A 25,941-nucleotide genomic window follows, 5' to 3' on the forward strand; every position below is an offset into this window, starting at 1 on the left:
CGGTCAGGTTGAGTGTGGAGGCGTCGCGGCCCGGCTCGTCGATTCATCGAGTAAATCACAAGGCGGAACGGGATGCCATACGGATCGAATCGGAGGCCGCCCGCCGTCTTGCGAACGGCGGGCGGGTATTGCAAGCGAGACTCCCCGTGCCTCGCCTTTACCGCGTAACCACATTGATGCTCTACCGCGTCACTGCCGCTTTTATTCCCGGCTTCACGAAACAAACGGCGTGAACACGTTGATGTTGCTGACGTTGTGTGCGTCCTGCTTCGGCTTGACGTTCGAGGTCATGTCGCTTGCGAACGCAGCGTTGAGGCCGTTCTGGTTGAACGTGTTTTGCGTCTGGTTTGCGAGTTGTTCCGTCGTACCGCTCAGATCGAACGCGCTGCTGCTATAGAACGGCATGAGGAAATTCATGCCGCCGCGCACGGCCGACATTTCGTCACGGTCCATTTCGGCTTGATGGGAAAGATCGCGGATGGTCAGAGTGGACATGATCGAAGGCTCCTGGATAAGGTTGATTTAGCTCAGTACGGGACGGGCGCCAAGATTGACGGTGCTGATGTTCTGCGCTTCCTGCTTCGGCATGACGTTCGACATCATGTTGCCGCCGAAGGCCACGCCCACGCCGTTTTGATTCACCGTGTTCTGCGTCTGGCCGATCAGTTGCTGCGTGCTGAACGAAGATTCGAACTTCGTGATATCGATGCCGGGAAACAGGAACGACATGCCGCCGCGCACGGCCGACATCGTCTGGCGATCGAGTTCTTCGGTAACAGGCAGGTCTTGAATGGTCAGCGTGGTCATGGCGGTTCTCCTTGGGACTTCGCGCTTTGCGCATCGGGTGGTGGTTGGCGACAACTTGTTTGCGTGAGCTGTTAAATGCATAGGGTGTGCCAGTCGTCGTTCGATGCGGAAAAATATCTAGCAAAGCCTTGTCGCACATAAGCACGGTCGACGTAATGCGCTCTCAAACTCGACCCGCTGATGATGGTCTTCTACCAACACTTCGAACTCCAACTGTCCGTTATCGAACGACATCGCTTTTCTCGGGCCCGAGACGAACGCTCTCATCCGCGAAACATCTGCGGATACGGCGTATCAACAGGGAAAGGCGGCGCTTAAGGCATGCGCGCGCCGCCTACTTGACGTAGATCGTGATCTTCTTCGAATACACAGGCGGGTCGGTCGGGATGTGCCGGTCATCGCCCATCAAGAGCTGAAGTGTGTGCTTGCCCGGCGGAAGTTCGATAGTCGTTTCCGTCTCGCCCGCGCCGTAGTGCAAGTGATTGCGGTCGGACGGAATCTCCTGATCCATCGGCGGCAAGTCCGTATCGATCAACAGGTGATGATGCCCCGTGTTAGGGAATTTGACGCCGCGCGGCGCCACGCCCATGTACCGTAGACCGAACCACACCTTGATAGGCTTGCCCGCCGCGAAGGTCTGGCCATCGTTTGGATAGCCGATATAGGCGTAAGCGTTGGCGGGCGCCGGCGTCGGCCCCGCTACGGCGAATTGCACTGCAAACACAGCGGCAAGCAATGCAAAACGTGATAGCGCGATTGCGCTGACGGTTCGGTTCTTCATGTCATTCCCCTCGGCTGCGCGGTTGCCGTGCATGCTTCATTTCATCGTGATGGTGATCTTCTTGGAATAAACAGGAGGATCGTGCGGTACGTGGTTGTAGTCGCCCATCAGCAGCTGTAGCGTGTGCTTGCCCGGCGGAAGCTCCAGGCGCGCATCGGTCTCGCCCGCGCCATAGTGAAAGTGATTGCGGTCGGAGGGAATCTCCTGATCGAGCGGCGGCAGGTCAGTATCGATCAGCAAGTGGTGATGTCCGACGTTGGGCATGTCCACGCCCTTCGGACAGACGCCCATGTTGCGCAGTCCCATGCGTACCCAAAGTTTGCCGCCCGAGATCACGGCGCCGTCGGGCGGCCAGATGATGTATGCCTCGGCGTTCGGCGGAGCGGGAGTGCGCTGACGCGCGGCGGAAAAAGACGTATCGGCGGCGACGGCGGCGAGTGAAGCCAGTGCGCCAAGCACGGTTCTTCTCAACATGTTGTGCATGCCTCTTGATGAACAGTCACATGAAGGACTGACGAATGTGCGAGCGCTGAAGATACTGTCGTACGCTCGTGCGTGGAGCGATCATGCCGTCGTCAGGTTTTTAGATTAGAACGTAACGTTTAAAAAAGATACTTACGAGAGACCGGAAGCGCACTCCTCATCACGCATACCTGCTTAATGGGGATTTAAGTGCCGACTGACCGCGTGCTATCTTTGTTTGTGCTGCAGATGCACGAGCGCGACGGCAAATGCATGGTCCTCGCATGCGCCGACTTTGCATGAGCATCCAGGCGACAACGACAGACGCGCGAACGGCGCGCCCCTAATCAAGCCGGACCGAAAGGGTGTGAATATGTGGCGGACTCTCTTCATCGCAGGCATGTTCGTGACGATGGGCGGCGCGTTCGCAGCGCCTTCCGATCCACCGCTTGAGAGACCTTCGGTCGCGGCCGCCGACACTCATGCGAATCGCATGGCGCTCGTTATCGGCAATACGCACTACGGCGACGCCCCGCTGCCGGCCGCGGAGCACGACGCATACGATATGAGCGTTGCACTCACGTCGCTCGGATTCAACGTGACGCGCCGTATCGATCTCAACGAAACCGCCATGCGCGACGCGCTCGACACGTTCGTCATGCAACTGGGTCCACACGATACCGCGCTCGTCTACTTTGCGGGCCACGGTCTGCAGGCAGGCGGCGATGCCCTGCTCGCCCCGCTCGATGCCCGCGCCGATGCGCCCGTCACGCTGGTCGAGAAAGGTATTCCGGTGAAGGATGTCGTGGCGCGCATGGTGCAACGCCGTCCGGACGCCGCGAACATCGTCGTGCTCGACATGTGTCTGAACGATCCCTTCGGTGCCGCGCCCACCGAGAGCATGTCTTTGCCCGCGAACACACTGGTTGCGTACGCAACTACTTTTGCGACCGAAGCCGCCGAGACGGAACGCAACGGCCTTTACACCGCCGCGCTGTTACGAGCGATGTCCGGCGAAGCACGCACCACATCCCGGGTATTCGAAATAGTTGCCGCAAATGTCGCGCGGCTGACGCACGATAGCCAACGGCCGTGGATCGCATCGACACTCGATGCCGCATTCACACTCGCACCGATGTCGTTAGCTTCCACGGACGCCATCGATGCGACGCAATCCGCCACGGGTACCCGTACGCGCGGCATTCTTCCCAAGGACAGCAGCGAGCAATACGAACTGACCTTCTGGGAATCGATCAAGGACAGCACGTACCCAAGCGATTACGAAGCCTATTTGAAGGCGTATCCGAACGGACGATTCGCCACGCTTGCCAAGGCACGCATCGATCGCTTGCGGGCGGCCGCCGCAAGCTCGAAGCCCGCGGCATCGCCGCAGTTGCCAGCTTCGCCTACTCCGGCGCCAACGCCGAAGCCCGCGCCGCCTATCGTCGCTGAAAAGCCGCGTCAAACCGCGCCCACGCCTGCACCGGCAACCACGACCGCCCCTGTCGCAGTTGCATCCAAACCCGCAGCGAAGACTTCCGCAGGGGCCGAAGTAAAAGACTGCCCGTCTTGTCCCGCGCTGGTCCCGCTCTCGGCTGGCAGCTTCAACATGGGCAGCAACAACGACGATCCCGCAGAAAAGCCGCCGCATCGCGTGGCCATTGCGCAGCCGTATCTCATCGGCAAATACGAAGTGACGATCGAACAATGGAATGCATGCGTCGATGCCGGCGCCTGCACACGTATCTCACCCGATGGCGACGCCGGCAACGCGCCGCCCGCCAATGCGCCGATGCGCAACGTCAGTTGGGACGACGCTCAGGTCTACGTCAAATGGTTGAGCAAGGTGGGCGGCAAGGCATATCGCCTGCCGACCGAGGCCGAATGGGAATATGCGGCGCGCGGCGGCACGCAGAGCACTTACTGGTGGGGCGATCAAATGAAGAAAGGCAACGCCGACTGCAAGGATTGCGGCGAGCCTTATCGTCCCGAAGCGCCGATGCCCGTAGGCTCATTTGCCGCGAATCCGTATGGTCTCCACGACATGAACGGCAGCGTCTGGGAATGGGTCGCCGACTGCTGGCACGGCAACTACAAAGGCGCACCGGCCGACGGCCACGCGTGGGACGATCCATCATGTTCAGTGCGCGTGATTCGCGGCGGTTCGTGGCGCGAAGGCGCGAGCTATATGCAATCGGCCACGCGATTCAAATACAGCTCGAGCGTGAGGCAATCGCAGAACGGTTTTCGTGTGGCGCGTGACGCGCAGTGAAGGCACACTATCGCAACGCCGCCTTCACGATGATCTGCCCTTGCGTATCGCGCTCAATCTTCTTAAGCACCGGCTGCGCCGCCTGAAAGTCCTCGGGCGTGCAGACCTGCTTGCCGAAATTCGCGGTGAAAGTGCGCGAGATCTGAATCGTGTTGGTCGCTGCATCGAACAGATAGCGCGATGAAAAGCGGAAGAAGCCGCTATCGAGGTCGAGGTTGTCGGGCACTTCGACCACGTGCATCGTACGAGGAAGCACGATCTGCGATACCTCGTCGAACACGCCGCCTACGCACAGATAAGGTTGCGTACGCACGCGCTCCGCTAGCCAGTTGCGCGCCTGCGTCGCGATGCCCCCCGAGAGACTCGTCAACGCGGGCAACGCGGTCGTGCCAGTGGGCCAGACCACGTCGTCGAGCGTGCCGTTCACGGTCGTGGCGAAGGGGCCGCTCGTGGCATCGACATCGCTGGTCGTGAGCGCGCCCGCGCCACGCAGATTCGTATAACGCAGACGGTCCGTTGCGATCTGCTCGCGCCGCTCCGTATTCGCCGAACGCAGATTCATACGCTCGATCTCGGCACTCCATCCTGCATCCTCGACCCAGTACGCGAAGTTGGCGACGCCTCCGGGCGCCACGTCGATCTGCAATCGCGCCGCGCGCGACAAGGGCTGCGTGGATGGTGTGTGCGAAAGCTTGCCGGCATTCACGAGCACGGTCGGGCGATCCATGTCCGCGAGTGGCAGATAGCCGAACTCGACGCTCGCCGCCGTGCTATCCGCATATAGATTCAGATCGGGCATCCAATTGATGACGTGATTGATCGCGCCCGCGCCGTAGCCTGGCACCGAAGGCAGCGAATACACCGCGCCCAGGCCGATCAGCGCGGGCTCGTTGCGAATGCCCACGGCATCGAGCAACGCGCCGAACAGCGCGACGTGGTCCTTGCAATCGCCATAACGATTCGCAAGTACCTCGGTCACGCGATGCGGCACGGCGGGACTTTGACCGATGAACATCGCGACATAGCGGATATTGCGGCGTACCCAGTCGTAGAGCGTCTTTGCTTTGGCGCGCGCGTCGGCGTCGTTGCGTGTGAGCGATTGCGCGAACGCGATCACGGCGGGATCTTTCGTGCTCGGGTCCACGGAAGGTTCGCGATAGCTCGCGGCGAAGCTCGCGTAATCGGGAAACGTCGACACCATCAGACGGTCGCCGTATTGCGCGTAAGCGACCGAGCCGGTTTCGATGCGCGCAATGTGTTCGCGACGGTAATCGAACGCATAGCGCGTGCGGCCATTCGCGGTGACGGGCGGCTCGGCTTCATAGCCGCGCGCATCGGCGAAGAGCGGCTTGGTCGCGGGCAGATCGAAGATGAGCCGCTGTGCAAGCACCGGCCGCGAACCTGGATCGACGTAATAGTTGAACTGCCCCGCGATGACAGGACTCGCCTGGCTCTTGCGAAACCGCAGATGCACCGTCGAGCCGATGCCCACCGCCGGAAAAATCACCGCGCGCAGCTTGGCGTCCTGAAACGTGGGCGCGCCTGCCGAACGCGGCTCCTGGATGTCACGGATCTGCTCGGGCGAAACATCGTGACGCGCGCCGTTGGCATCGACGGAATAGGCTTCGACGATTTCCACGTTCGACACGCTGCGGTCGTACCAGACGTAACGCTGCGCAATTTCGTCGATGCCGGCCGACGTGTTCGCGCGCAACGCGGTGGTATCGTCCTCGGTCACCGAACCGTCTTCGGCCACGACGAACTCGTGGCTGTCGCTGATAACGGTCGATGGATCGTCGTCGCCGGATGCGGCATGCGCAATGCCAGTCAGCGCGAGCGCCAGGACGAGAGCCAGGACGAGAACCAAACGGATCGATAGACGAGTCATGTCGCGGGCGCATGTGGGAGCTGCGTCAATCGTACATGAAGCGCGCCGGGGTCGAGCGGCGTCAGCGTGCAGCGAGTTGCGCCAGATCGGCCTGCAATTCGTCGAGCGGATGCGACCAGTCGCCGAGTTGCGTCTGACGATAAAGCCGCATAGACGGATACCAGGGCGTGAAGCGCTGACAGTCATACCAGCGGCAATCGCACGCGTTTGCAAGCAGCACCCATACGGGACGATTCAACGCGCCTGCAAGATGCGTGGGACCCGAGTCGATGGTAATGAACAAATCGAGTTCGTCGAGCACGTATGCCGTATCGCCGAAAGCCGCGAGATACGGCGCCATGTCGATGACATCGTGTGCCTGCATCAACGCACGTTCGTCATCGGTCAGCGCGCCGACCTGAAGCGAGTAGAAGCGGCAATCGGGATTGGCGAACAACGCGGCCAGTTGTTGGAGTTGCATCGACCGGTACGGCTCATGGCGCACGTTGCTGGCGCTGCGCCAGCCGATACCGACCTTCATCCGCTTCGGTTCGCGTTGCATCGATGCAAGCGCTTCGTGTGGCAAGCCGCGATTGGGATTGCATGCGATCATGCCGCTGGGATTCTCCATCGGAAAATATGGCGAATGCTGATAGCGCGCGAAGAGATTGAACACGTACGTGATGCGGTCGCAATGCTGCATCTCGTGCGCACGTTGCTCGGCCGTCGGGATGACAAGACGCACACCTTCGCGCGGGCGGACGACATCGCGCCACTCGTCGAAGACTTCGATGACCAATTCGCGTGCGCCTTCCCGCAGCAAGGCATCGACGTAGCGCGAATAGAGCACGAAATCGCCGAAGCCGCCTTCGATGGAGATCAAGATCGACTTGCCGTCAACGGGTTCGTCTATGCCGAGCAGCTTGGGTCGCGCCAAGTCGATCCACGGCATGTCACCGCTAAAGAGCACGTGGAGAAGCGACTCGCCGCGTCCGACATCGCGGTTGATGCGATGCAGTGCATGCGCTTCGTGATACTTGCCGCTTGAGTAAAGCACCATCGCGAGTTCTTCGGTGAGCTGGTAGCGCACGAAGGGGGACATGTCGTGCGTAAGCGCTATCCTGAGACAACGTTCCGCAAGCTCGCGCATGCCGAGATAGTTCAAGTCGATGCCGAGTTGTCCGATCCATACGCCGGGATCGGGCAAGGCGGCGAGTCGAGTGATCATGGCCTGCGCTTCGGCGGCGCGCCCGGCCACGCGCAAGGCGCGCACGCTGTCTATGTTGAGCGGTAAGTTCTGGGCGTTTGGGAGACTCATTTTTATTTTGCAAGGTGCGAAGAGCGGAGCCGCGAATGCCGGCGCTCGGGCGCACATGCTAATTGCACGGTTCGCCCTAGCTGCAAAAAAATGTCAGATCGAGCTTTCGTTGCCGGGTACGACTTCCGAGCATAGACGCAAGCGTATCGATCAGGCGAGCACGTACGTGAAACAAACGCGCCGGTTATGGTAACGTTTTCGAGTCTGTCTCGACGAGCCCAGGAAGAAGTAGCGCCGGCATCGTTCGTTTCGGTATCGGGTTATCCTGCTGCGAGACGCGGGTTGCACCAGACATTGCATCTGTTCTTGCATGTCTTCGCCAGGAGCCTGATCGATGATGCCTTTGCCTAACTCGAACCATGCACGGCGTCATGGTTCTTCTCTGCCATGAACGGCCGTTCACCGGATCGCCGACGGTTCCTGCGTGTCGCGGCCACGGCGGCGCTCGCCGGAGCGACAAACCCGCTCATCGCGCAGATCGCGCCCTCGCAGTCGACGCCCATGCACAAGCGCCCGATTCCATCGAGCAACGAAGCGCTGCCTGTAATCGGCTGCGGCACGTGGCGCACATTCGACGTCGGCGACGACGCCGCCCGCCGTCGCGAACTCGCCGAAGTGCTGCGCGTGCTGTTCGCGGCGGGCGGCTCGGTGATCGATTCATCGCCCATGTATGGCTCGTCCGAAGCCGTCGCGGGCGACCTGCTCGCCGAATTGCACGCACGCGACAAGGCGTTCATCGCCACCAAGGTGTGGACCGATGGACGCGAGGCGGGCATCGCGCAAATGGAACAGTCGATGCGCCTTTTCAAAACGCCGCGCATCGACCTCATGCAGATCCACAATCTGCTCGACTGGCGCACGCAACTCGCCACGCTGCACGATTGGAAAGCGGCCGGGCGCGTGCGCTATATCGGCGTTACGCATTACACGTCGAGCGCGTTCGGGCAGGTCGAAGCGGTGCTGCGATCCGAGCGTGTGGACTTCGTGCAAATCAACTACGCGGCCAACGACCGCGACGCCGAGGAACGGCTGCTGCCGCTTGCCGCCGAGCGCGGCGTCGCTGTGCTCGTCAATCAGCCGTTCGGCGGCGGCTCGCTGCTCGCCTCGCTTCGCGCAAAACCGCTGCCCGCGTTCGCGGCCGATTTGGGCTGCACGAGTTGGGCACAGCTTCTGCTCAAATTCGTGTTGGGAAACCCTGCCGTCACTTGCGTGATTCCGGGCACCGGACGGCGCGAGTACATGATCGACAACGTGCGCGCGGGCATTGGCGATTATCCGGATGCGGCGCTGCGAAAGCGCATCGCGGATGCCGTCGCGTGACTAGAGAGCCAGGACATGCCATGAGCGATACCTTCGATCTTCAACGCTTCGTCGATGCACAAGAAGCCGTCATCGACGACGTGCGCGCCGAGTTATCCGCCGGCCGCAAGCGCACGCACTGGATGTGGTTCGTGTTCCCGCAAATCGCAGGTCTCGGCCATAGCCACATGGCGCGGCATTACGCTATCCAGTCCCGCGCGGAAGCCGAAGCCTATATCGCGCATCCTGTGCTCGGCGCGCGGCTCGTCGAATTGACGCGCATCGTCAACGGCGTGAAGAATTCGAGCGTCGAGCAAATTTTTGGGTATCCGGACGACGTGAAGTTTCATTCGTCGATGACGCTCTTCGCGCGCACCGCGCCCGATCCCGCGATCTTTAACGACGCGCTGCAACGCTTTTTCGATGGCCACGAGGATGAAGGGACGCTCGCCCGCTTGAAGTAGCCGTGCGTGGGCATGGCCGTTGCGCTTTCTTTGGCACTTCAACGATGGAGAGACGCGATGACTCAATCCCTCAAGCTGCACGATCACGTTAGCTGGAATACGCCGCAGGGCGAGACCACGGGCCATGTCGTGAAAGTGATCCCCGAACGCACGACAGTCGATGGCCATACGGTCAATGCATCGAAGTCCGATCCGCACTACGAGGTGGAAAGCGACAAGAGCGGCAAGCATGCCGTGCACAAAGCGGAAGCGCTGAAACGCATTTCACACTGAATTTTCTTCGATTTCCGCGTCACGGCGTGCGCCCCAAGCGGGTGCACGCCGTGCGTATGCGCACGTTCCCTGCAAAATTCGCAATAAACGTTCACACTTCTACCGCGCTAGATTCGCGCAATTCCCAAGAACTGATTTGCCAAATCTTTTGAGGATTGGAAGATGAACTCGAAACTCGTGGCACTGCTCTTCGCCGCATCGGCCATTGGCCTGACTTCCACCGCGTCCTACGCGCAAGTTGCGGGCGCACAGACGCTCGGCGTATCGGTCGAGGTATCGACCGCCATCATCGACGGCTGGAGCGTCAGGAAGTCGATTCTCAACAAGCCCGTCTTCAATGAACAGGGCGCAAAGGTCGGCGTGATCCACGACATCATCGTGGCGCCAGACCGTTCGGTTTCGTTCGCGATCATCGCGGCAAACCAGTTCCTCGGCGTCTCGCATCACGACGTCGCCATTCCGGTCGAACAACTCGATTTCCAGGGCGGAAAGCTCGTGCTGCCCGGCGCGACGAAGGACGCGATCAAGGCCCTGCCCGAATTCCAGTACACCAAGGTCAAGGCAACGCCGAAGCCGCGTGCGGAGTTTGAACATCACTGATGCTTGGCAGGCAGCGGCGTGAGGTTTGCGCCGCTGCAGGCCGCTTGCGAGTTCGTCGTATCGAAGTAAGCACGCTTCAAAGCCGTGACGGCGTTCGTTCGACGCCGCTACGCACGGCATCGGTCCGACGCAGCTTCAACGCGCTACTGCGCGCGATCGGTCAGAACGAACTCCACTCGTCGCCATGCGTCGCCGCAGCGGTCGCCACGGGCGCAGCACGCCGCGTACGCGCGGGTGCGGCAACGCGCGCGGCAGTACGCGCCACGGGCGCGGCAGGCGCATACGACCGGGGCGCAATACCACCGCCTTCGACCACGAAGAACGCCATGACTTCGTTCAGGCGACGGCCCTGCTCTTCCAGCGCCTGCGACGCGGCCGCGGCTTCCTCGACGAGCGCCGCGTTCTGTTGCGTGACCTCGTCCATCTGCGTGATCGCCTGATTCACCTGCTCGATGCCGCGTCCCTGCTCCGCCGATGCTGCCGCGATCTCCGACATGATGTCGGTCACCTGAGCCACGGCCTGCGTTACTTCGGTCATGGTCGTACCGGCTTCGCTCGCGAGTGCCGAACCGTCCTTCACCTTTTCGACGGAATCGGCGATCAGTTCCTTGATCTCCTTCGCCGCCGACGACGAGCGCTGCGCGAGGCTGCGCACTTCGCTTGCCACGACCGCAAAGCCGCGTCCCTGTTCACCCGCGCGCGCCGCTTCAACGGCCGCGTTGAGCGCCAGAATGTTGGTCTGGAAAGCGATGCCTTCGATGATGCCCGTGATCTCCGCAATCTTCGACGAGCTGTTGCTGATGCCGTGCATGGTGTCGACCACGCGACCGACCACATCGCTGCCCTTTCGCGCGACATTCGAGGCATTCGACGCGAGCGAACTCGCCTGATGCGCGTTGTCGGCATTCTGGCGCACCGTGGACGTCAATTGCTCCATGCTCGCCGCCGTTTCCTGCAACGACGCCGCCTGCTCTTCGGTGCGCTGGCTCAGGTCCGTGTTGCCTGTGGCCAGCTCCTTGGCGGCGCCGCCCACCGCGCCGCTGCTGTCGCGCACACGGCTCACGGTTTCGGTCAGGCGTTCGTTCATCTCGGCAAGCGCACGCAGCAAGTCGCCAGTCTCGTCCTTCGAATCGGCGATGATCGTGCTGCGCAAGTCGCCACGCGCCACGGTTTGCGCGATCTCGACTGCGTCCTCGATAGGCCGGGTGATCGAACGCGTGATCGCAAAGCCCGCGGCCACCGCGAACAGCGTGGCGAACGAGCACAACGCGATCAGCACGTTGCGCTGCATTTCGTACTGAGCTTCGAAATCACGCACGATCTCTTCGCGACGCGTCGCCGTGTAGCTCGCGTAGTCGTCGGTGGCCTTGACCAGTTGGGCGAGCAGCGGACGGCATTCGTCGTCCATCTTGGAGATCGCCTGGTCGTGCTTGCCGGCGAGCGCGAGGCCGACGATATCCGTCGCCACCGGGCCGTACAAGCCTTCCACGCGCGCCATTTCGGCGACGAGGCCACGGGCCTTCTCGCTCGTGTCGCTCGCCGAGGCGATCATGTCCTTGAGTTGTTTCAGGCGCGCCTGCACGTCTTCGTGAGCGCGCGTGACCTGGGCTTTTTCCAATTCGAGATCGGCGGGCTTGCTGACGAGCACGAGATTGCGTGCGGCAATGGCGCGGCGATCGACCGCGGTGCGCAACTGACTGGCCACATCGGCGCGCGCGTTGATGCCGTTGACGTAGTTCGCGAAGCCGTCGGTCGCCTGGGAAAGCGAGCGCAGCGACATGCCTGCGACGAGCACCACGAGGACGGCAAGAATGCCGAAGCCGGCGACCAGTTTGTTCTTGATCGTGATGTTTCTAAGGTTCATTTGAAGGTTCTCTCAGTCAGTTCGTGGAACTGTTTCGGCGTCGTATGTTCGACTCGTGCGCCTTACGCGGCGTACAAGCGAACGTTTGCCCTCATCCGGGGCTTGGCGCTCTAGGAACTATTACGGCGGGCCGTTGCGAAGTCTGAAGGGGCGGAAATACGATTAGTCGGCATTTTGTCCATACCTTCGTCGCAACGGCGGTAACTTTGTCCAATCGATACTTCATCGGCGATACTTGATGCTCCTCACGCGATCAAAAGACCGATGACCGAACATCTCGACTTCCGCACGCCTGAATTCAACGCCGCCCTGGCCGCGTTACCCGTCGCGCCTGCCACGAACATCGCTCATGCCGAAGACTGGTGGGACGCGGTGCGCGGGCTGTATAGACAGTCCGACGACCTGATCAATCTGGAAAACGGCTACTGGGGCGCCATGGCCGAGCCGGTCAAGTCGATGTTCCATTACTGGATCGATCGCCTGAACCACGAAACCACGCTGCTCGTGCGTCCGCATTGGATGACGATCCACGACGGCCTGCGTCAGCGTCTTGCTGGCGCCATGGGCTGTTCCGCCGACGAAATAGAGCTCACGCGCAACGCGACCGAGGCGCTGCTTGCGCTCATCAGCGGCTATAACGGCCTCGAACCGGGCGATACCGTGCTCTACAGCAACCTCGACTACCCGTGCGGACGCGATGCGATGGAATGGCTGCGCGAACGGCGTGGCGTCGAGCCGGTGCGCATGACGATGCCGGAGCCTGCCACGCGTGAGGCCGTGCTCGACGCGTACACGTCGGCGTTGAAAGCGCATCCGCGCACGAAGCTCGTGCTGCTGTCGCATGTCTGTTTTGCGACGGGGCTGGTGCCGCCGGTTCGCGAGATCGCGGCGCTCGCGAAAGCTGCGGGCGCAGACGTGATCGTCGATGCCGCGCATTCCTGGGGCATGCTCGACTTCGACGTGCCGACGCTCGACGCGCCGTTTGTCGCGTTGAATCTGCACAAGTGGATCGGGGCGCCGCTCGGTTGCGGGGCGATCTACATCAAGAAAGAGCACCTCGATTCAATTAGTCCCTATCTCGGCGATACGACCTGGCCCGCCGACGATATCCGTTCGCGCGTGCACACGGGTTCGCCGAACTTCGCGGCTTGGCTCACGTTGCCGGCGGCGCTGGAGTTGCATCAGCGCATTGGCGCGCGCTCGAAGGAAGCGCGTCTGCGGGCCTTGCGCGACGCCTGGGCCGAACCGGCGCGCGCGCTGCCGGGCGTGCGGATCATGACGCCAGCGGATGCATCGATGACGGCGGGTATCACTGCGTTTCGCATCGAAGGACTGGCGAGCGATGTCATCGTGAAGACGTTGAAGGACAGGTTTGGCGTGTTCACGGTCGCGCGGCCGATTCCGGATGCAAGCGATGTCGTGCGTGTGACGCCGGGGGTTTTTACGCGGATGGAGCAGGCGGAGAGGTTGCTGGAGGGGATTGATTCGATGGCGGGTGAAGCGGGCTGAGTGGATACGTGGGGACGCTCGTTCAACGCATCGAGCGTCCCCGCTCACCCCCCATCCAGCCCCTCGATCAACGCCTCGAGCGTCTCCGAACAAGGCGCCTCGACCTTCAACGCAAGCAATGCATCCGCGCGCGTCTTGCCAATATTGACCGCCGCAATCGGCTTGCCGCTCTTTGCCGCCCATTCGCAGAATCGATAGCCCGAATACACCATCAACGATGACCCGAGCACGAGCATCGCGTCGGCGGCTTCGAGCGAGCTTGCCGCGTCCTGCACCAGCGCGCGCGGCACGCTCTCGCCGAAGAACACCACGTCCGGCTTGAGCACGCCGCCACAACGCGTGCAGCCCGGCACATTGAACGAAGCGAAGTCGATGTTCTCGATTTGCGCATCGCCATCCGGCACCGATGGCGCCGTGTAATTCGTAAAGTCCGGGTTCGCTTCTTCCAGCATCCGCTGCACCGCCACGCGCGTAAGCGCCGCGCCGCAAGCCATGCAGCGCACGCGGCCGAGATTGCCGTGCAGCTCGATGACATCGGAATTTCCAGCACGCGTATGCAAGCCATCGACATTCTGCGTCACCAGCCGATGCACCCGCGAACGCGCCGCCAGCGCCCGCACGGCGTGATGCGCCGCGTTCGGTTGCGCATCCGCCACCACCGGCCAGCCAATCAGGCTGCGCGCCCAGTAACGGCGGCGCGCGTAGTCGTTGCCTAGAAACTCTTTCAGCAGAATCGGCTGACGGCCCGTGCGCTGGCCCTCGCGATCGCGATAACAGGGAATACCCGACTCGGTGCTGATACCCGCGCCCGACAGCACGAATAGCCGCGGATGCCGCTCGACAAAATCCTGAAGTGCAAGCACGTGCCGTCCTGAAACCTTATTGAGATGATCAGAATATAAGGCGAAACGCGCCGCCGCGCTGACGCACAATCCGGCCTTACCACTTTATCGAATATCAAATTGGCTTGACCAGATCGCCGCGTATCGCTAAATTAATGCGCTGCCGCCCCCACACGAACCACATAAAGAGACACGCCATGCTGACCGTCATCTGCGAAACCCCCGGAACCCTCAAGGCCGAACAGCGCGAGAAGCCCGCGCGCGGCGACAACGAAGTGCTGCTGCGCGTGAAGCGCGTCGGCGTGTGCGGGACCGACCTGCATATCTTCACCGGCAATCAGCCGTTCTTGTCGTATCCGCGCGTGATGGGGCATGAACTCTCCGGCGTGATCGAAGAGGCGGATGCATCGAGCGGACTCAAGGCGGGCGACACCGTTTACGTCATGCCCTATCTGTCGTGCGGCAAGTGCATTGCATGCCGCCAGGGCAAAACCAATTGCTGCGTGAACATTCAGGTGCTCGGCGTGCATCGCGACGGCGCGTTCACGGAGCACCTGAACCTCCCCGCGCAATTCGTCCACAAGGCCGAAGGCGTCACGCTCGATCAGGCCGCGATGGTGGAATTCCTCGCGATCGGCGCGCATGCGGTGCGCCGCGCGGATGTGCAACCGGGACAACGCGTGCTGGTCGTCGGCACGGGGCCGATCGGCATGGCGGCGATCACCTTTGCGCGTCTGCGCGGCGCAAACGTGACCGCGCTCGACACGCGTGAAGATCGCCTGAACTTCTGCCGCCGCGAGTTGAAGGCGGACGCGACCGTGCAAATCGGCGAGCGCGACAAGGAAGAGTTGTCGAGCCTCACCAACGGCGAATTCTTCGATGTCGTCTTCGATGCCACGGGCAACTCGCGCGCAATGGAACGTGGCTTCGAATTCATCGCGCATGGCGGCAAGTACGTGCTGGTGTCCATCGTGCCGGACCGCATCTCGTTCGCCGATCCCGAGTTTCACAAGCGCGAAGCAACCTTGCTCGCGAGCCGCAACGCAACGCCCGAGGACTTCGAGACCGTGCTCGATGCCATGCGTCGCGGCGAAGTGCCGACCGATGCGCTCAACACCCACCGACTCACGCTCGCCGACGTGCCCGAGCGCTTCTCGTCGCTACTCGACCCGAAGGCGGGCGTGGTGAAGGCAATCGTCGAGTGCTGATCAATTAGTTCTGTCGGCCGCGTGCGAAGCGCGGCCTGCCCCGCGCGTCGTGCCACGGCTCGGCGTTTTTGCACCAGATTTCATAAGTGGGCGGAAAGAGGCCGGTTTCGTCGAAGATGCCGGTTGGCACTTCGATTTCCGGCACGCCGTTGAAGGCGAGATAGATAGGCGAGCCGCATGTCAGGCAATGATGCCGATGCCCGGTCTCCGAGCTTTGCCACGCGACGGTATCGCCCGTGATCTGCACGGCGTCGCGCTCGAAGATGGCATAGACGCCGAACGGCGCACCGTGAATGCGGCGGCATGTCATGCAGTGGCAGAGATTGACTTGCAGCGGCCGCGCGAAAACCGCAAGGCGCACCGCGCCGCACGCGCATTGGCCTTCGTGAAGGGACGTCATGGCGTTCATCTGAAGTCTCCGTTTCGCGCTGCAAGGAGCTTCTAATCGCTTGGCCCTCGGGCGCGTTCGTTATGAGCGTAGGTCGCAAGATGCAGACTGCCTGGGCCGTGTTGTCTGGCCGCGTCCGCAAGAGTTGAATACTCTTTCACCGTCTGCTTCAGCCGTATAGCCACGAGCGCGACAAGCGCCCTGCATTAGCCGATGCAACGAGCGCACTCGAGCGAATGCGCTCATCGGCGGCCCTCGGCTTCAGCGAACGTAATAACCGCGATTTTGCATGCACTCGCCGTACGCGCGCCAGTAGCGCACCATTGGCGGCTCGGGCGGCGGCATCGGCGGCATTTTCATCTCGGCGTAATTTGCATCCGATGCGCCCGAGGCCGCCACGGCGCCCGATGCGCCCGAAGCACCTGCAGCGACCGCGGCTCCGGATGCGCCCATCGGCGCCGATGCGCCCGCGGCAACCGTCGCCGAAGCGCCTGCGGGCCGGCCCGCCATCGTCGCGGATGCGCCCGATGCCGGCGCCGCCGACGCGGCCAGCGCGCCCGATGCAACCGGCGGCAACGGCGGCTCGACCGGGCGCGGAGCCCCGAGCGTGCGCGTCTCGATGGCGTTGTTCTTGGGTGCGGTCTGCGGCTCGCGCGCCATCACGACCTTGGTCGTCTGATTGGCATAGGCGTAGCAGGCCGCGTTGTCGACGCTCTGCTGCCCCGTGCTCTGACTGCGGCCGGGCAAGGCGAGCGGTTGTTGCGCGAAGGCCGCGCCACAACTGACGAGCAAAGCGAATCCCGCGTAAGTGGAAGGTCTCATTGGCTTGCGTTTCCCCGATGCGGTGTTATTAGTCGTTGCAGCGCGCACGGGGTCACGCCGGCCTCAGGCGGCAGGTGACCGCGCGCGTCTGCGCCGGGCCTGCTGCAAGAATACCGTGCCGGCAAAGTGTTCCACGCCAGAAGCACCGGCTTCATCCGCCAATTTTCGATAAAACGGGTCGGTCGCCGCCTGTTTCTCCCTCAGAACTTCATGCCCACGCCAACGCCGAACACCCACGGGTCGATCTTGAGCGAGCCGAGATCGACGCCGCCCGCCGACGCGCTCGTGCGCATCCAGATCTTCTTGACGTCCGCGTTGACGAACAGATTCTTCGCGACCTGCACATCGACGCCCGCCTGAAGCGCGGGGCCGAAGCTGCTGTGCTTGATGGAGACATCGGCGTCGCCCGCTTTCAGTTTGTCGTTGTAGAAGAGCGTGTAGTTGATACCCGCGCCGACATAGGGCCGCACGCGTCCCGCATGATTGAAGTGGTATTGCAACAGCAAGGTCGGCGGCAAAACACCCACGCCGCCGAGCCCGCCTATGCTCGATGTCACCTGATGCCGCGAGGTCGCGAGAATCAGCTCGACGCCGATGTCGTCGCGAATCATGTAGGTGAAGTCGAGTTCGGGAACGATGGAGTTATTCACGTCGGTGTTGAGCGTGCCGAGCGCGCCGCCCGCGCTCACTTGCGGCTCGATGCTGATGGCGCGCAACCGCACGAGCACATCGCCTGCATGTATGCCGCTCATCGAAACGTTCGACGACGAATCTTCCGCCGCGTGTGCCATGCCCGCGCACAATGCCGCGCATGCCATGACGATGGCGCTAATGCCTGCTTTCACTGTTTTCATTGCTGGTTTTCCCTGTTCTGGATCGATGTCCTGCACAGGAATTGTCCCGAGCGCAGCACCGCCCGGCGTTGATGCGCGTCAAGGCAAGACGCCGTCGTCTGCTCTCCTGCGGGGGACTTTGCGCGAGAACAAGCTATGTTCGCGGGTCCGTTGTTTGCTGGCTACAATCAGGCGCACAACAACGGGAGGCGATACATGAAACCGATAATCGGCGCACTCAGCCGCACGGCGGGGATACTGCTCGGCGGCACGATCGCAGTCGTGGCAAGCGCCCAGCAACCAAACAAGCTGCACTACGACAGTACTCCGGCTTATCAGGAACACAGCTCGACGCCACCTGCCGCGGCGGCGGCATCGGCGAGCGATGCGCTCAAGACGACGCCGGGCAAGACCTCGGCGGGAAAGGGACCGGCGCCGGATCGGCCGAATGGCCTGGGAATGGATGCGGGCGCGGGCAGTATGAGCAAGAAGCCCTGAGCTTCGTGCGGGGTTGGGAGGATCGCAGAACGCGGACGTGTCCATAGGCCCGCGCGCCTCGATGCGTTACGAACAGGCTGCGAATGTCCTCGCCCCATCGACCATTGCTTGGCACGCTATGACGCATCCTTCGCCTTATCCGGCCACGGCCAAGTCGCATACCGCGACGTCTTCGCTGAATCGCCGGACTCGGCTGCGTCCAATGACGCTGTGCTCTGCTCGGCCTCCGGCAAGTCCTCGCCAAACCAAGCCACCTCGCGGTGTCGTTCCTGGACGTACGCATCCCAGCCTTTCGCGTTGTCTTCGAATAGATCGTGACGCACGGTATTCGCGAGCATCGGCCGATTGAGCGTCTCGTCGAGCAGCGCCTTCGGCCACACGAAAAACGCGCCCGACGCGCGCCGGATAAACTCGCGCGGCGTCATGTCGCCCGCGACGAAGCCAAGCAGCGTGAAGTCCGCGAGCGCATCGTTACCACGCACCGCATCGGCGATGCTCGGATAGTCATCGGCGCATTGACTCAGGCAGAACACGGTTTCCAGCACATCGCCGAGATGCAGCAGTAATGCGCGCCGCTCGAAGGGGTCCTGCACGTGGGACGCTTGTGTCGTCATTCGATCTTCCGTCTGTCGATTTAGTTTGCGATGCAGCGTGCCCGCAGCAAGTAAAGCAGCAACAGCGGCACGCCTCGTTATCCCAATTTTAACGAACGCACGGCGACGCCTGTTCCATCACTTTGAAAAGCGTGTCCTGAAGCTCAGCCGATAATCGTTCGGCGATACCCCGAGCCGCCGCATGAACACGAGGCGCATGCGGTCCGCGGTGCCGAAGCCGCATTCGTAGGCCACGGTCTTGAGCGGTGTATCCGTGCTTTCGAGCGCGTTGCGCGCAGCATCGACCCGCGCGCGCTCGACGAACTCGTGCGGCGTCATCTGCGCGAGCTGCACGAAGGCCCGCGCGAAATTGCGCTCGCTCATGCCCGCGACCTTCGCGAGTTGCGACACTGCGAGCCTTTCGCCGATGTGCTCCATCACATAACCCTGCACTTTCGCCACCGGCGATGTCTCGTCGGCAGGCGCGCTCAGATAAGGGCTGAACTGCGACTGTCCGCCGCGCCGCTGCGCGAACACGACGAGGCGCTTCGCCACCGCAAGCGCCACGCGCGCCCCGTGATCTTCCGCGACGAGCGCGAGCGCCACATCGATGCCCGCCGTCACTCCGGCCGACGTCACGAGCCGCCCATCGCGCATATAGATGCGATCCAGCTCCACGCGCGCCTGTGGAAAGCGCTCGGCCAGACGCGGCGCATTCTGCCAGTGCGTGGTCACTCCGCGCCCGTCGAGCAGACCGGCATGACCCAGCGCAAACGCGCCCGTGCAGATCGAGCCGTACCGCTCGCATTTTGCGGCGACATCGGCGAGCCAGGCGGTGAGATCGGGATCGGGCTCATCGAAAGGCAGACCCGGACCGCCCGCGACGAGCGCCGTGTCGTAGCGCCCGCGCGCTTCATGCCATGAGACGTCCGCCAACAGCCGCGTGCCGTTCGATGCGCGCACCGCAAGCGCTTCGGGGCCGACGAGCGTGATTGCGTAGGCATCGGCGGCGGGTACGAACATATTGGCTTCCGCGAAGACATCGACGGGGCCGGCTACGTCCAGCGCCTGCACGCCGGGAAAGATCGCGAGGGCAACGGTGGGCATCGGCGAAGGCGGTTTTTAGCTCGTTAAAAACACATGGCAGAAGACAGCGTGCGACTGGCAGAGTTCGACGCGTCGTTTTCATTGTCGCGACCGCGCGTTTTGCCGACACTGATACTCATCGAAACGCAATGCAACGCAATGTCTCACGCCACGGAGGCGAGTGCAATGGACACATCAGCAAACACCCGCGTCGATATCGAACGCAGCGCGCATGCCGACTTGCAGGAGTATCTGCTCGATGAAGCGCTGGCCGAAACTTTTCCGGCAAGCGATCCCATCTCGCCGAGCCATATCAGTTAAACAACCTTCAAGGAGTAGTTGAAATGAACGAAATCATCGCTGGCATCCGCATTCCCGACAGCAAGATGGCGCGCGAAGCCACGCAACTCGTGCGCGATACGGAACCCGACTTGCTCTATCACCACTCGCGCCGCGTGTTCCTGTTCGGTGCGCTCGCGGGCGAACGCAAGCAACTGAAGTATGACGCGGAACTCTTGTATATCGGCGCGATGTTCCATGACATGGGACTCGTCGATGCTTACAGCAGCGCGCACGACCGCTTCGAAGTGGATGGCGCGAATGCGGCGCGCGACTTCCTGCTCGGTTACGGCATCGGCGAAAGCGAGATCGAACAAGTATGGGATGCCATCGCGCTGCACACGACGCCGGGCATTCCGCAGTACAAGAAGCCGGTCGTCGCGCTCGTGACGGCAGGCGTTGAGATGGACGTGCTCGGGCTTGCTTACGACGAATTCACGGCGGATCAGCGCCGGCTCGTGGTGGCGGCACATCCGCGGGAAGCGAATTTCAAGGAAGGCATCATCGATGCGTTCGCGCAAGGCACCATCAAAAAGCCCGAAACGACGTTTGGCAACGTGAAAGCAGACGTGCTCGCGCTGAAGGACCCGAACTACAAGCGGCTGAACTTCTGCAGCATCATCCTCGGCTCGGCATGGAGCGATGGTCCTCACGATCATTCGACCTGCCGTAATCCGGCGCATCAGCACGCGTGACGTGAACGCATCAGCGGCAGATGCGATACGGGCCCATGTCGACGTGAAAGTGTGTCTTGTGGAGCGCGTTGTAATCGGGGCCGAGGGTCGTGTCGAACGACTGGCATGCGCCTTCGTGGACGCGTCGCAGGAAGCTCGCTTCGGGCGATGCAGAATCGTTCCAGCGCGCGAGCGTGATGCGCTTGCCGTCGGCGAGCACGAAACCCGTGAGGTCGATGGCATTGGCGCTTGCATGCTGACTCAGCGCGCCGTCTTGCCGATGATTCACGTTGCGGCACGCGTAGCTGCCAACATGCTCGATGCGCGTCACGCGTTCGCCGAAGAGTTCGACGGCGGCGCTCTGCAGGTATCGATGCTCGAAGAACGCCATCGAGAGCGCGAGCGGACACGTGGCGAGATACGGCGAGCTGTAGCGAACTTCGGCGGATTGCGTCACGCGCACCACGTCCTTGAGTCCGCAGCCGCCGGGGGCCGATGAATCCGCCATCGGCCGATAGTCGAGCCCAGATTGTTCGAGCGCGGCCCGGCACATGTCGGCGTCGTGCAGCGTGCGCCAACGTCGGAACGTGGTGAAGAAGTCGGGTGGCGCGCGAACATCGAGCGGCGTGAAAGGATCGTATTGCGCGGGTACGCTAATGCGGCGCGCATAGACCGCATAGCCCAGGCCGAGCGCCGCGACGCACGCCACCAGCAGCAGCCACGCGATGAATCGACCGATCAAGACGCGCGCCCTGGTCGAAGCGGATCGACGCGCAACTGTCAGCTCCCTTCCGCCGCGTGCGTGCCGCCTGACTGCACGCGCTGTGCGAGCTTCGCGTCGTAACTCGAATGAATGTGCACGCGCTTCTTGTCGGGGTAAGCGTACGAGTAAGCCTTGCGCAATGCGAGCGATGCCTCGTGAAAGCCCGACAAGATGAGCTTCTGCTTGTTCGGATAGTTGGCGATATCTCCGACCGCGAAAATGCCCGGCCGCGACGACTCGTAATACGAGGTATCGACTTCGATGCGTCCGCCGCGCACATCCAGGTTCCATTGGGCGATAGGCCCGAGATCCGCCACGAGGCCATACAGCGCGACGAGCTTGTCGGCGGCGAGATCGGTGGTGCCGTCAACGTGCTTGATACGCACGCCGCGCAAGGTGTTGCCGGGCGCGTCGAGCGAATCGATCATGCCGACGACGAACGCCATCTCGCCCGCCTCCACGGCGCGCTTCATTGCCGCCACGGATGCCGCCGCCGCCGAAAACCCGTTACGCCGATGCACCAGCGTGAGCTTCTTCGCGACGCCGCGCAAAGCCAGCGCCCAGTCGAGCGCGGAATCGCCGCCGCCCGCGACGATGACCTCGCGGTCCGCGAAATCTGCCAGACGCGCGACGCTGTAGTGCACGCCTTTGTCTTCGAGCGCTTCAGCTTGCGGCACTTGCAGGCGCTGCGGCACGAACGCGCCATTGCCCGCGGCGATCAGAATGGCGGCGGCATCGAAACGCATGCCCTGCTCGGTCTCGACAGTCCAGCGATGATCCTCGCGTTGCGCCACCGACATCACGCGCTGATCGAGGTGGATCGGCACGTCGAACGGACGAATCTGTTCGAGCAGACGATCCACGAGTTCGCGCGCGGTGCACGAGGGAACGGCGGGAATGTCGTAGATCGGCTTGTCGGGATAAAGCTCGATGCATTGCCCGCCGATGCGCCCGAGCGTGTCGACAATCCGGCACGAAAGGCCGAGCACGCCGGCTTCGAAGGCGGCGAAAAGCCCGACGGGGCCTGCGCCGACGATGAGGACGTCGGTGGTGTGGATGGCGTGATCGTTCATTGCGGGGTCCGGTGCCTGCTGCGCAAAACGCAGCATTGAACGGACCACGATACAGAAACCGAACCAGCGCGGCAACGAAACCCCTGCTTTCCGAACGGCGATAGCGTGCAGTTGCAGCCGCTCAATGCCCGTCCAGCTCCCGCGCATAATAAGCCGCCGCGGCTTCGATCTCGTCCGGCGTCATGTTGCGCGCCACGTTGCGCATGATTTCGTTGATATCGTTGGTGCGCGTGCCATTGGCAAAAGCGGTCAACTGCGCCTTCGTATAAGCGGCCGGCAAGCCGTCGAGCCACGGGCTGCCCGCCTTGCTGTCGATACCGCCGTGACACGTCGCGCAGGGCGCGATGTTGCGCATCGGCGCACCGTGGGAAACGATCGAAGGCGCGAGCGACGCGCTCACCTTGCGCTGTGCGGGCGGCCTCGGCAAGCTCGCGTAGTAAGCGGCAAGATCGCGCATGTCTTGATCGGAGAGATTCACGGCCATCGGCGACATCACCGCGTTATTGCGCGCGCCCTTCTGAAAATCGATCAACTGTTTGTAGATCACCGACGCATACTGGCCCGCGAGATTCGGCGAATTGGCCTCGCTCATGCCGCGCTCGCCGTGACACATCGTGCAGCGCAGAGCCAGCGTCGCGCCGCGTCCAACCGCGCTCGCGTTGACGTTCACGAGCAACTGCGGCGTGACTTCGACACCCGTGAGCGTGACGGTCGGCTCGACGGTCTTTCCGCCCTCGCCCGCATACCAGCTGCGCGGCACGCCCGCCGCGCTGCAGATGGCGTTCCAGACGCCCGTGAACGGCTCGTCGCGATGCACCGAAGGCAGCCACACGAAGCCGATCAGCGCCGACACCACCGCGATGCCGATCATCCCCAGCACGCTCGTCGCGAACCAGCGGTTCCTGAAGGTGAAGAGGCGTTCGTCGCTCATCGCTGCGCTCCGATGGGAACCGCGGGCACGGCGGTATCCGGCCGCGAGAGAAGCTGCGCGATGGGATAACCGTAGTTGACGAGCGTGAGGCCGATCATCAGCACGAGCCACAGCGCGAAGCTGTTCAACGCCACCGGTATGCTGCGCGGCTCATGCAACGCGCGGCTGAAGCGGAATTCCTCGACCGTCACGCGCGGCGCGCGATGCGCCTGTATGAGCACGATGAAGAACAGCACCGCCGAGACCACGAGAATGAACCCGCCGATCACCGAGACGATCACGGACACGGCCTGCGCCGCGATAGCAGGGTCCGTATAGTCGTAGAAGGCCATGCGTCGGGGCATGCCGAGCACGCCGACGTAATGCCAAGGGAACGTCAGCACGATCATGCCGACGAACCACAGCCACAACTGCCAGCGCATCAGCTTCAGGTTTTGCAGCGCGCGGCCGGTGAGATGCGGCCACAGATCGTAGGCGATCGCGAAGTACATGATGACGATGGCACCCGCGAAGATCAGATGAAAATGCCCCGTCACCCATTGCGTGTTGTGCACGGTCGAGTCGAGCTGATAACTCATGTTGATGAGCCCGCCCGCGCCGCCGAAGCCGAGCATCACGAAGGAGAAGGCGACGGCGAGCATCATGGGATTGGACCAGGGCAGCGCCTTGATCCACCCGAGCGCGCCCTTGCCGCCGCGCAACCGCGCCGCGATCTCCACCGACGCGCAGATGGTGAACACGGTCAAGAGCGTCGGCACCGCGACCAGCGCCGTGAACACCGAATGCATGAACTTGAAGCCCGAGCCGACTTGCGGATCGGCGAACAGATGGTGAATGCCGATGGGCATCGACACCACGAGAAACAGAATGAAGGAGATGCGCGCCATCGCATCGCTGTAAAGACGCCCACCAATGGCGCGCGGAATGATCGTGTAATACGCGATATACGCGGGCATCAGCCAGAAATAGACGATAGCGTGCAGCGTCCACGAGAAGAACACGCGCGCAAGTCCCGCGTCGATGGTGTGCTTGAGGCCGAGCGCCACCGGCAGAATCATGAACAGCACTTCGATGGCCGCGCCCACCGCCGTCCAGCCCCACAAATAAGCGCCCGCGACGGTCGCGAACATGGCGAGCGGCACCGGCTTGCCGCGATTGTCGCGCTTCCACGCCGCGAGGTTCACCGACATCAGCGCGACCCAGATCCACGAGCCCACGACCACCAGCACCACGCCGATGTAATAGAACGCGTTGCCGATCATCGGCGGATAGAAGGTGTAGAGCACCGACGCAAGACCCATGGCGACAGGCGCCATCGCGGTGACGGAGCCTATGGCGACGAGCCAGAAGCCGAGCCACGCCCAACGCTTTCCGACGAGCGGGCGCTTCAGCGCCAGTTCGCTTACCGCATAGCCGAAGCCCATGGCGATCAGGGTCGGAAACACGTAGCCCATGGCCGAGCCGTGCGCCGTCACCGAGCGGTAGTAAAGCTCCGGATTCTGCAGCCACGGATGCAGCGGACTGCGCACCAGCATCTGCCACGCGCCGAGCAAAAGCGCGACACCGAAGGCGATGAACGCCAGCCAGAAATGCGCGAGGACGAGGCGCTTGCTATTTAACACAGGACACTCTCCGCGAATTGGCCGGCAATTGCGCGGCCATCTGCATGAACTCGGCGCGATCCACCACTTTCACATGCGCCCACATGTTCTGATGCCCGGTGCCGCAGTATTCGTGGCATGGCATCAGGTGCTCACCGGGTTGGTTGAAAGTCGTCTTGAAGGTCGAGACGTAACCGGGTTCGAGCATCGAATTGATGTTGGTGTTCTCGATCAGAAAGCCGTGTACCACGTCCGAACTCGTCGCGCGGAACGTAACCGGCACGCCTGCGGGCACCACGAGACATTGCGGCGTGAACGAATACTGCTGCGCGACGATCCGCACCGTCACCGAGCCATCCGCCTCGGGCGCGCTGCCGAGATTGCTTTCGATGAATTCGCCCGATACATGCAGCGATTCTGGGCGCACGGTCTCGACGCGCGAAGGCGGCATCATTGCCCAGTGGATGCCGGTGTAGACCACCATCGCGACGAGCACGACGACGATCGCCATGACAAGCATTGCCCAGCGTTTTTCGACGCGCTCGGCGACTTCATGCGAACCGGGGGAAATGGCCATTTATCTGCCGCCTCGACGAATCACGATCACTGAATCACCCCGCGCGGCAAGAACACGGCGAAGTAAAAGACGAACCACAGTCCGATGACGATCGCGGTGGAAATACCCGCGAGCGCGAGCGCGCCGCCGGGGCCGCTCTTGACTATTTCATCGAGCCGCGCGTCTTCGTTCGGGTCTTCGTTCATGTGTCGTCGATC

At 62.4% G+C, this 25,941-nt stretch carries 29 protein-coding genes; 10 read left to right on the forward strand and 19 right to left on the reverse strand.

All coding sequences use genetic code 11. The features are described from left to right. Positions 1-213: 213 nt before the first annotated feature. The 4 genes from NCR40_RS17225 to NCR40_RS17240 all read right to left on the reverse strand — a co-directional run bounded on the left by NCR40_RS17225 (position 214) and on the right by NCR40_RS17240 (position 2,062). On the reverse strand, positions 214-495 hold the full coding sequence (locus tag NCR40_RS17225; protein WP_250493431.1) for a hypothetical protein: 282 nt from the start codon (positions 493-495) through the stop codon (positions 214-216). A 27-nt stretch (positions 496-522) separates the two neighbouring features. Continuing rightward, positions 523-807 (reverse strand): hypothetical protein, encoded by a 285-nt coding sequence (locus tag NCR40_RS17230; protein WP_244829621.1) that lies wholly within the window; start codon positions 805-807, stop codon positions 523-525. A gap of 334 nt (positions 808-1,141) precedes the next feature. After that, positions 1,142-1,588: a DUF4399 domain-containing protein gene (locus tag NCR40_RS17235; protein WP_244829620.1), complete on the reverse strand. Its 447-nt coding sequence runs from the start codon at positions 1,586-1,588 to the stop codon at positions 1,142-1,144. Between the two features lie 36 nt (positions 1,589-1,624). Further along, positions 1,625-2,062, reverse strand: coding sequence for a DUF4399 domain-containing protein (locus NCR40_RS17240; RefSeq protein WP_244829619.1), 438 nt, complete (start codon positions 2,060-2,062; stop codon positions 1,625-1,627). Between the two features lie 361 nt (positions 2,063-2,423). Here NCR40_RS17240 and NCR40_RS17245 point away from each other — a divergent pair, with 361 nt between their 5' ends. Next, complete coding sequence (locus NCR40_RS17245) at positions 2,424-4,322, forward strand: SUMF1/EgtB/PvdO family nonheme iron enzyme (RefSeq protein ID WP_250510068.1); 1,899 nt, start codon at positions 2,424-2,426, stop codon at positions 4,320-4,322. Positions 4,323-4,329: 7 nt separating this feature from the next. Here the strand turns inward: NCR40_RS17245 and NCR40_RS17250 are convergent, their stop codons facing one another. Both NCR40_RS17250 and NCR40_RS17255 read right to left on the reverse strand, forming a co-directional pair. Then, complete coding sequence (locus tag NCR40_RS17250) at positions 4,330-6,210, reverse strand: DUF3857 domain-containing transglutaminase family protein (protein WP_250510069.1); 1,881 nt, start codon at positions 6,208-6,210, stop codon at positions 4,330-4,332. A 61-nt stretch (positions 6,211-6,271) separates the two neighbouring features. Further along, positions 6,272-7,507, reverse strand: coding sequence for a glycosyltransferase family 9 protein (locus NCR40_RS17255; RefSeq protein ID WP_250510070.1), 1,236 nt, complete (start codon positions 7,505-7,507; stop codon positions 6,272-6,274). 387 nt (positions 7,508-7,894) lie between these two features. Here NCR40_RS17255 and NCR40_RS17260 point away from each other — a divergent pair, with 387 nt between their 5' ends. The 4 genes from NCR40_RS17260 to NCR40_RS17275 all read left to right on the forward strand — a co-directional run bounded on the left by NCR40_RS17260 (position 7,895) and on the right by NCR40_RS17275 (position 10,143). Further along, positions 7,895-8,827: an aldo/keto reductase gene (locus NCR40_RS17260; protein ID WP_250510071.1), complete on the forward strand. Its 933-nt coding sequence runs from the start codon at positions 7,895-7,897 to the stop codon at positions 8,825-8,827. Between the two features lie 20 nt (positions 8,828-8,847). Further along, positions 8,848-9,270 (forward strand): DUF1810 domain-containing protein, encoded by a 423-nt coding sequence (locus tag NCR40_RS17265; protein WP_250510072.1) that lies wholly within the window; start codon positions 8,848-8,850, stop codon positions 9,268-9,270. Positions 9,271-9,327: 57 nt separating this feature from the next. Then, positions 9,328-9,543: a hypervirulence associated TUDOR domain-containing protein gene (locus tag NCR40_RS17270; RefSeq protein ID WP_250510073.1), complete on the forward strand. Its 216-nt coding sequence runs from the start codon at positions 9,328-9,330 to the stop codon at positions 9,541-9,543. 162 nt (positions 9,544-9,705) lie between these two features. Beyond that, complete coding sequence (locus NCR40_RS17275) at positions 9,706-10,143, forward strand: PRC-barrel domain-containing protein (protein ID WP_244829612.1); 438 nt, start codon at positions 9,706-9,708, stop codon at positions 10,141-10,143. Positions 10,144-10,303: 160 nt separating this feature from the next. On the opposite strand, the gene NCR40_RS17280 is transcribed toward NCR40_RS17275, so the two are convergent. Continuing rightward, complete coding sequence (locus NCR40_RS17280; RefSeq protein WP_250510074.1) at positions 10,304-12,007, reverse strand: methyl-accepting chemotaxis protein; 1,704 nt, start codon at positions 12,005-12,007, stop codon at positions 10,304-10,306. 264 nt (positions 12,008-12,271) lie between these two features. Between NCR40_RS17280 and NCR40_RS17285 the strand changes: the two genes are divergently transcribed. Then, a complete protein-coding gene (locus tag NCR40_RS17285; protein ID WP_250510075.1) occupies positions 12,272-13,516 on the forward strand; it encodes an aminotransferase class V-fold PLP-dependent enzyme in 1,245 nt (414 codons plus the stop codon). A 44-nt stretch (positions 13,517-13,560) separates the two neighbouring features. On the opposite strand, the gene NCR40_RS17290 is transcribed toward NCR40_RS17285, so the two are convergent. After that, positions 13,561-14,448, reverse strand: coding sequence for an NAD-dependent protein deacetylase (locus NCR40_RS17290; protein WP_284507790.1), 888 nt, complete (start codon positions 14,446-14,448; stop codon positions 13,561-13,563). A 107-nt stretch (positions 14,449-14,555) separates the two neighbouring features. Between NCR40_RS17290 and NCR40_RS17295 the strand changes: the two genes are divergently transcribed. Continuing rightward, the gene (locus NCR40_RS17295; protein WP_250510077.1) at positions 14,556-15,566 is read left to right on the forward strand and encodes a zinc-binding alcohol dehydrogenase family protein; all 1,011 of its coding nucleotides are present in this window, start codon (positions 14,556-14,558) and stop codon (positions 15,564-15,566) included. A gap of 4 nt (positions 15,567-15,570) precedes the next feature. On the opposite strand, the gene NCR40_RS17300 is transcribed toward NCR40_RS17295, so the two are convergent. The 3 genes from NCR40_RS17300 to NCR40_RS17310 all read right to left on the reverse strand — a co-directional run bounded on the left by NCR40_RS17300 (position 15,571) and on the right by NCR40_RS17310 (position 17,594). Continuing rightward, complete coding sequence (locus tag NCR40_RS17300) at positions 15,571-15,975, reverse strand: GFA family protein (protein ID WP_250510078.1); 405 nt, start codon at positions 15,973-15,975, stop codon at positions 15,571-15,573. Positions 15,976-16,215: 240 nt separating this feature from the next. Beyond that, on the reverse strand, positions 16,216-16,776 hold the full coding sequence (locus tag NCR40_RS17305) for a hypothetical protein (RefSeq protein ID WP_244829606.1): 561 nt from the start codon (positions 16,774-16,776) through the stop codon (positions 16,216-16,218). Between the two features lie 200 nt (positions 16,777-16,976). Beyond that, entirely contained in the window at positions 16,977-17,594 is a 618-nt protein-coding gene (locus tag NCR40_RS17310; protein WP_250510294.1) for an OmpW/AlkL family protein, read from the reverse strand. Between the two features lie 231 nt (positions 17,595-17,825). Between NCR40_RS17310 and NCR40_RS17315 the strand changes: the two genes are divergently transcribed. Continuing rightward, a complete protein-coding gene (locus tag NCR40_RS17315) occupies positions 17,826-18,107 on the forward strand; it encodes a hypothetical protein (RefSeq protein ID WP_244829605.1) in 282 nt (93 codons plus the stop codon). 116 nt (positions 18,108-18,223) lie between these two features. Here NCR40_RS17315 and NCR40_RS17320 read toward each other — a convergent pair whose 3' ends face one another. After that, positions 18,224-18,721, reverse strand: a complete 498-nt coding sequence (locus tag NCR40_RS17320) for a hypothetical protein (protein WP_250510079.1) — start codon at positions 18,719-18,721, stop codon at positions 18,224-18,226. Positions 18,722-18,838: 117 nt separating this feature from the next. Beyond that, positions 18,839-19,807, reverse strand: a complete 969-nt coding sequence (locus NCR40_RS17325) for a GlxA family transcriptional regulator (RefSeq protein ID WP_250510080.1) — start codon at positions 19,805-19,807, stop codon at positions 18,839-18,841. A 165-nt stretch (positions 19,808-19,972) separates the two neighbouring features. Here NCR40_RS17325 and NCR40_RS31310 point away from each other — a divergent pair, with 165 nt between their 5' ends. Next, positions 19,973-20,107, forward strand: coding sequence for a hypothetical protein (locus NCR40_RS31310; RefSeq protein WP_255784629.1), 135 nt, complete (start codon positions 19,973-19,975; stop codon positions 20,105-20,107). A 23-nt stretch (positions 20,108-20,130) separates the two neighbouring features. Next, positions 20,131-20,820: an HD domain-containing protein gene (locus NCR40_RS17330; protein ID WP_250510081.1), complete on the forward strand. Its 690-nt coding sequence runs from the start codon at positions 20,131-20,133 to the stop codon at positions 20,818-20,820. Positions 20,821-20,830: 10 nt separating this feature from the next. Here the strand turns inward: NCR40_RS17330 and NCR40_RS17335 are convergent, their stop codons facing one another. The 6 genes from NCR40_RS17335 to NCR40_RS17360 all read right to left on the reverse strand — a co-directional run bounded on the left by NCR40_RS17335 (position 20,831) and on the right by NCR40_RS17360 (position 25,929). After that, positions 20,831-21,541, reverse strand: a complete 711-nt coding sequence (locus NCR40_RS17335) for an extensin-like domain-containing protein (RefSeq protein WP_250510082.1) — start codon at positions 21,539-21,541, stop codon at positions 20,831-20,833. A gap of 38 nt (positions 21,542-21,579) precedes the next feature. Further along, positions 21,580-22,635 (reverse strand): NAD(P)/FAD-dependent oxidoreductase, encoded by a 1,056-nt coding sequence (locus NCR40_RS17340; protein ID WP_250510083.1) that lies wholly within the window; start codon positions 22,633-22,635, stop codon positions 21,580-21,582. Between the two features lie 121 nt (positions 22,636-22,756). Further along, a complete protein-coding gene (locus tag NCR40_RS17345; protein WP_250510084.1) occupies positions 22,757-23,566 on the reverse strand; it encodes a c-type cytochrome in 810 nt (269 codons plus the stop codon). Further along, positions 23,563-25,188 carry a b(o/a)3-type cytochrome-c oxidase subunit 1 gene (locus tag NCR40_RS17350; RefSeq protein ID WP_244829598.1) on the reverse strand — a complete coding sequence of 542 codons (1,626 nt, stop codon included), beginning with the start codon at positions 25,186-25,188 and terminating at the stop codon, positions 23,563-23,565. The genes NCR40_RS17345 and NCR40_RS17350 overlap by 4 nt, the downstream gene beginning before the upstream one ends. Further along, positions 25,178-25,744 carry a cupredoxin domain-containing protein gene (locus NCR40_RS17355; protein ID WP_244829597.1) on the reverse strand — a complete coding sequence of 189 codons (567 nt, stop codon included), beginning with the start codon at positions 25,742-25,744 and terminating at the stop codon, positions 25,178-25,180. The genes NCR40_RS17350 and NCR40_RS17355 overlap by 11 nt, the downstream gene beginning before the upstream one ends. Before the next feature lie 26 nt (positions 25,745-25,770). Next, entirely contained in the window at positions 25,771-25,929 is a 159-nt protein-coding gene (locus NCR40_RS17360) for a hypothetical protein (RefSeq protein ID WP_244829596.1), read from the reverse strand. Positions 25,930-25,941 lie beyond the last annotated feature (12 nt).

It is taken from the genome of Caballeronia sp. GACF4, assembly GCF_023631025.1.
GTDB lineage: Bacteria > Pseudomonadota > Gammaproteobacteria > Burkholderiales > Burkholderiaceae > Caballeronia.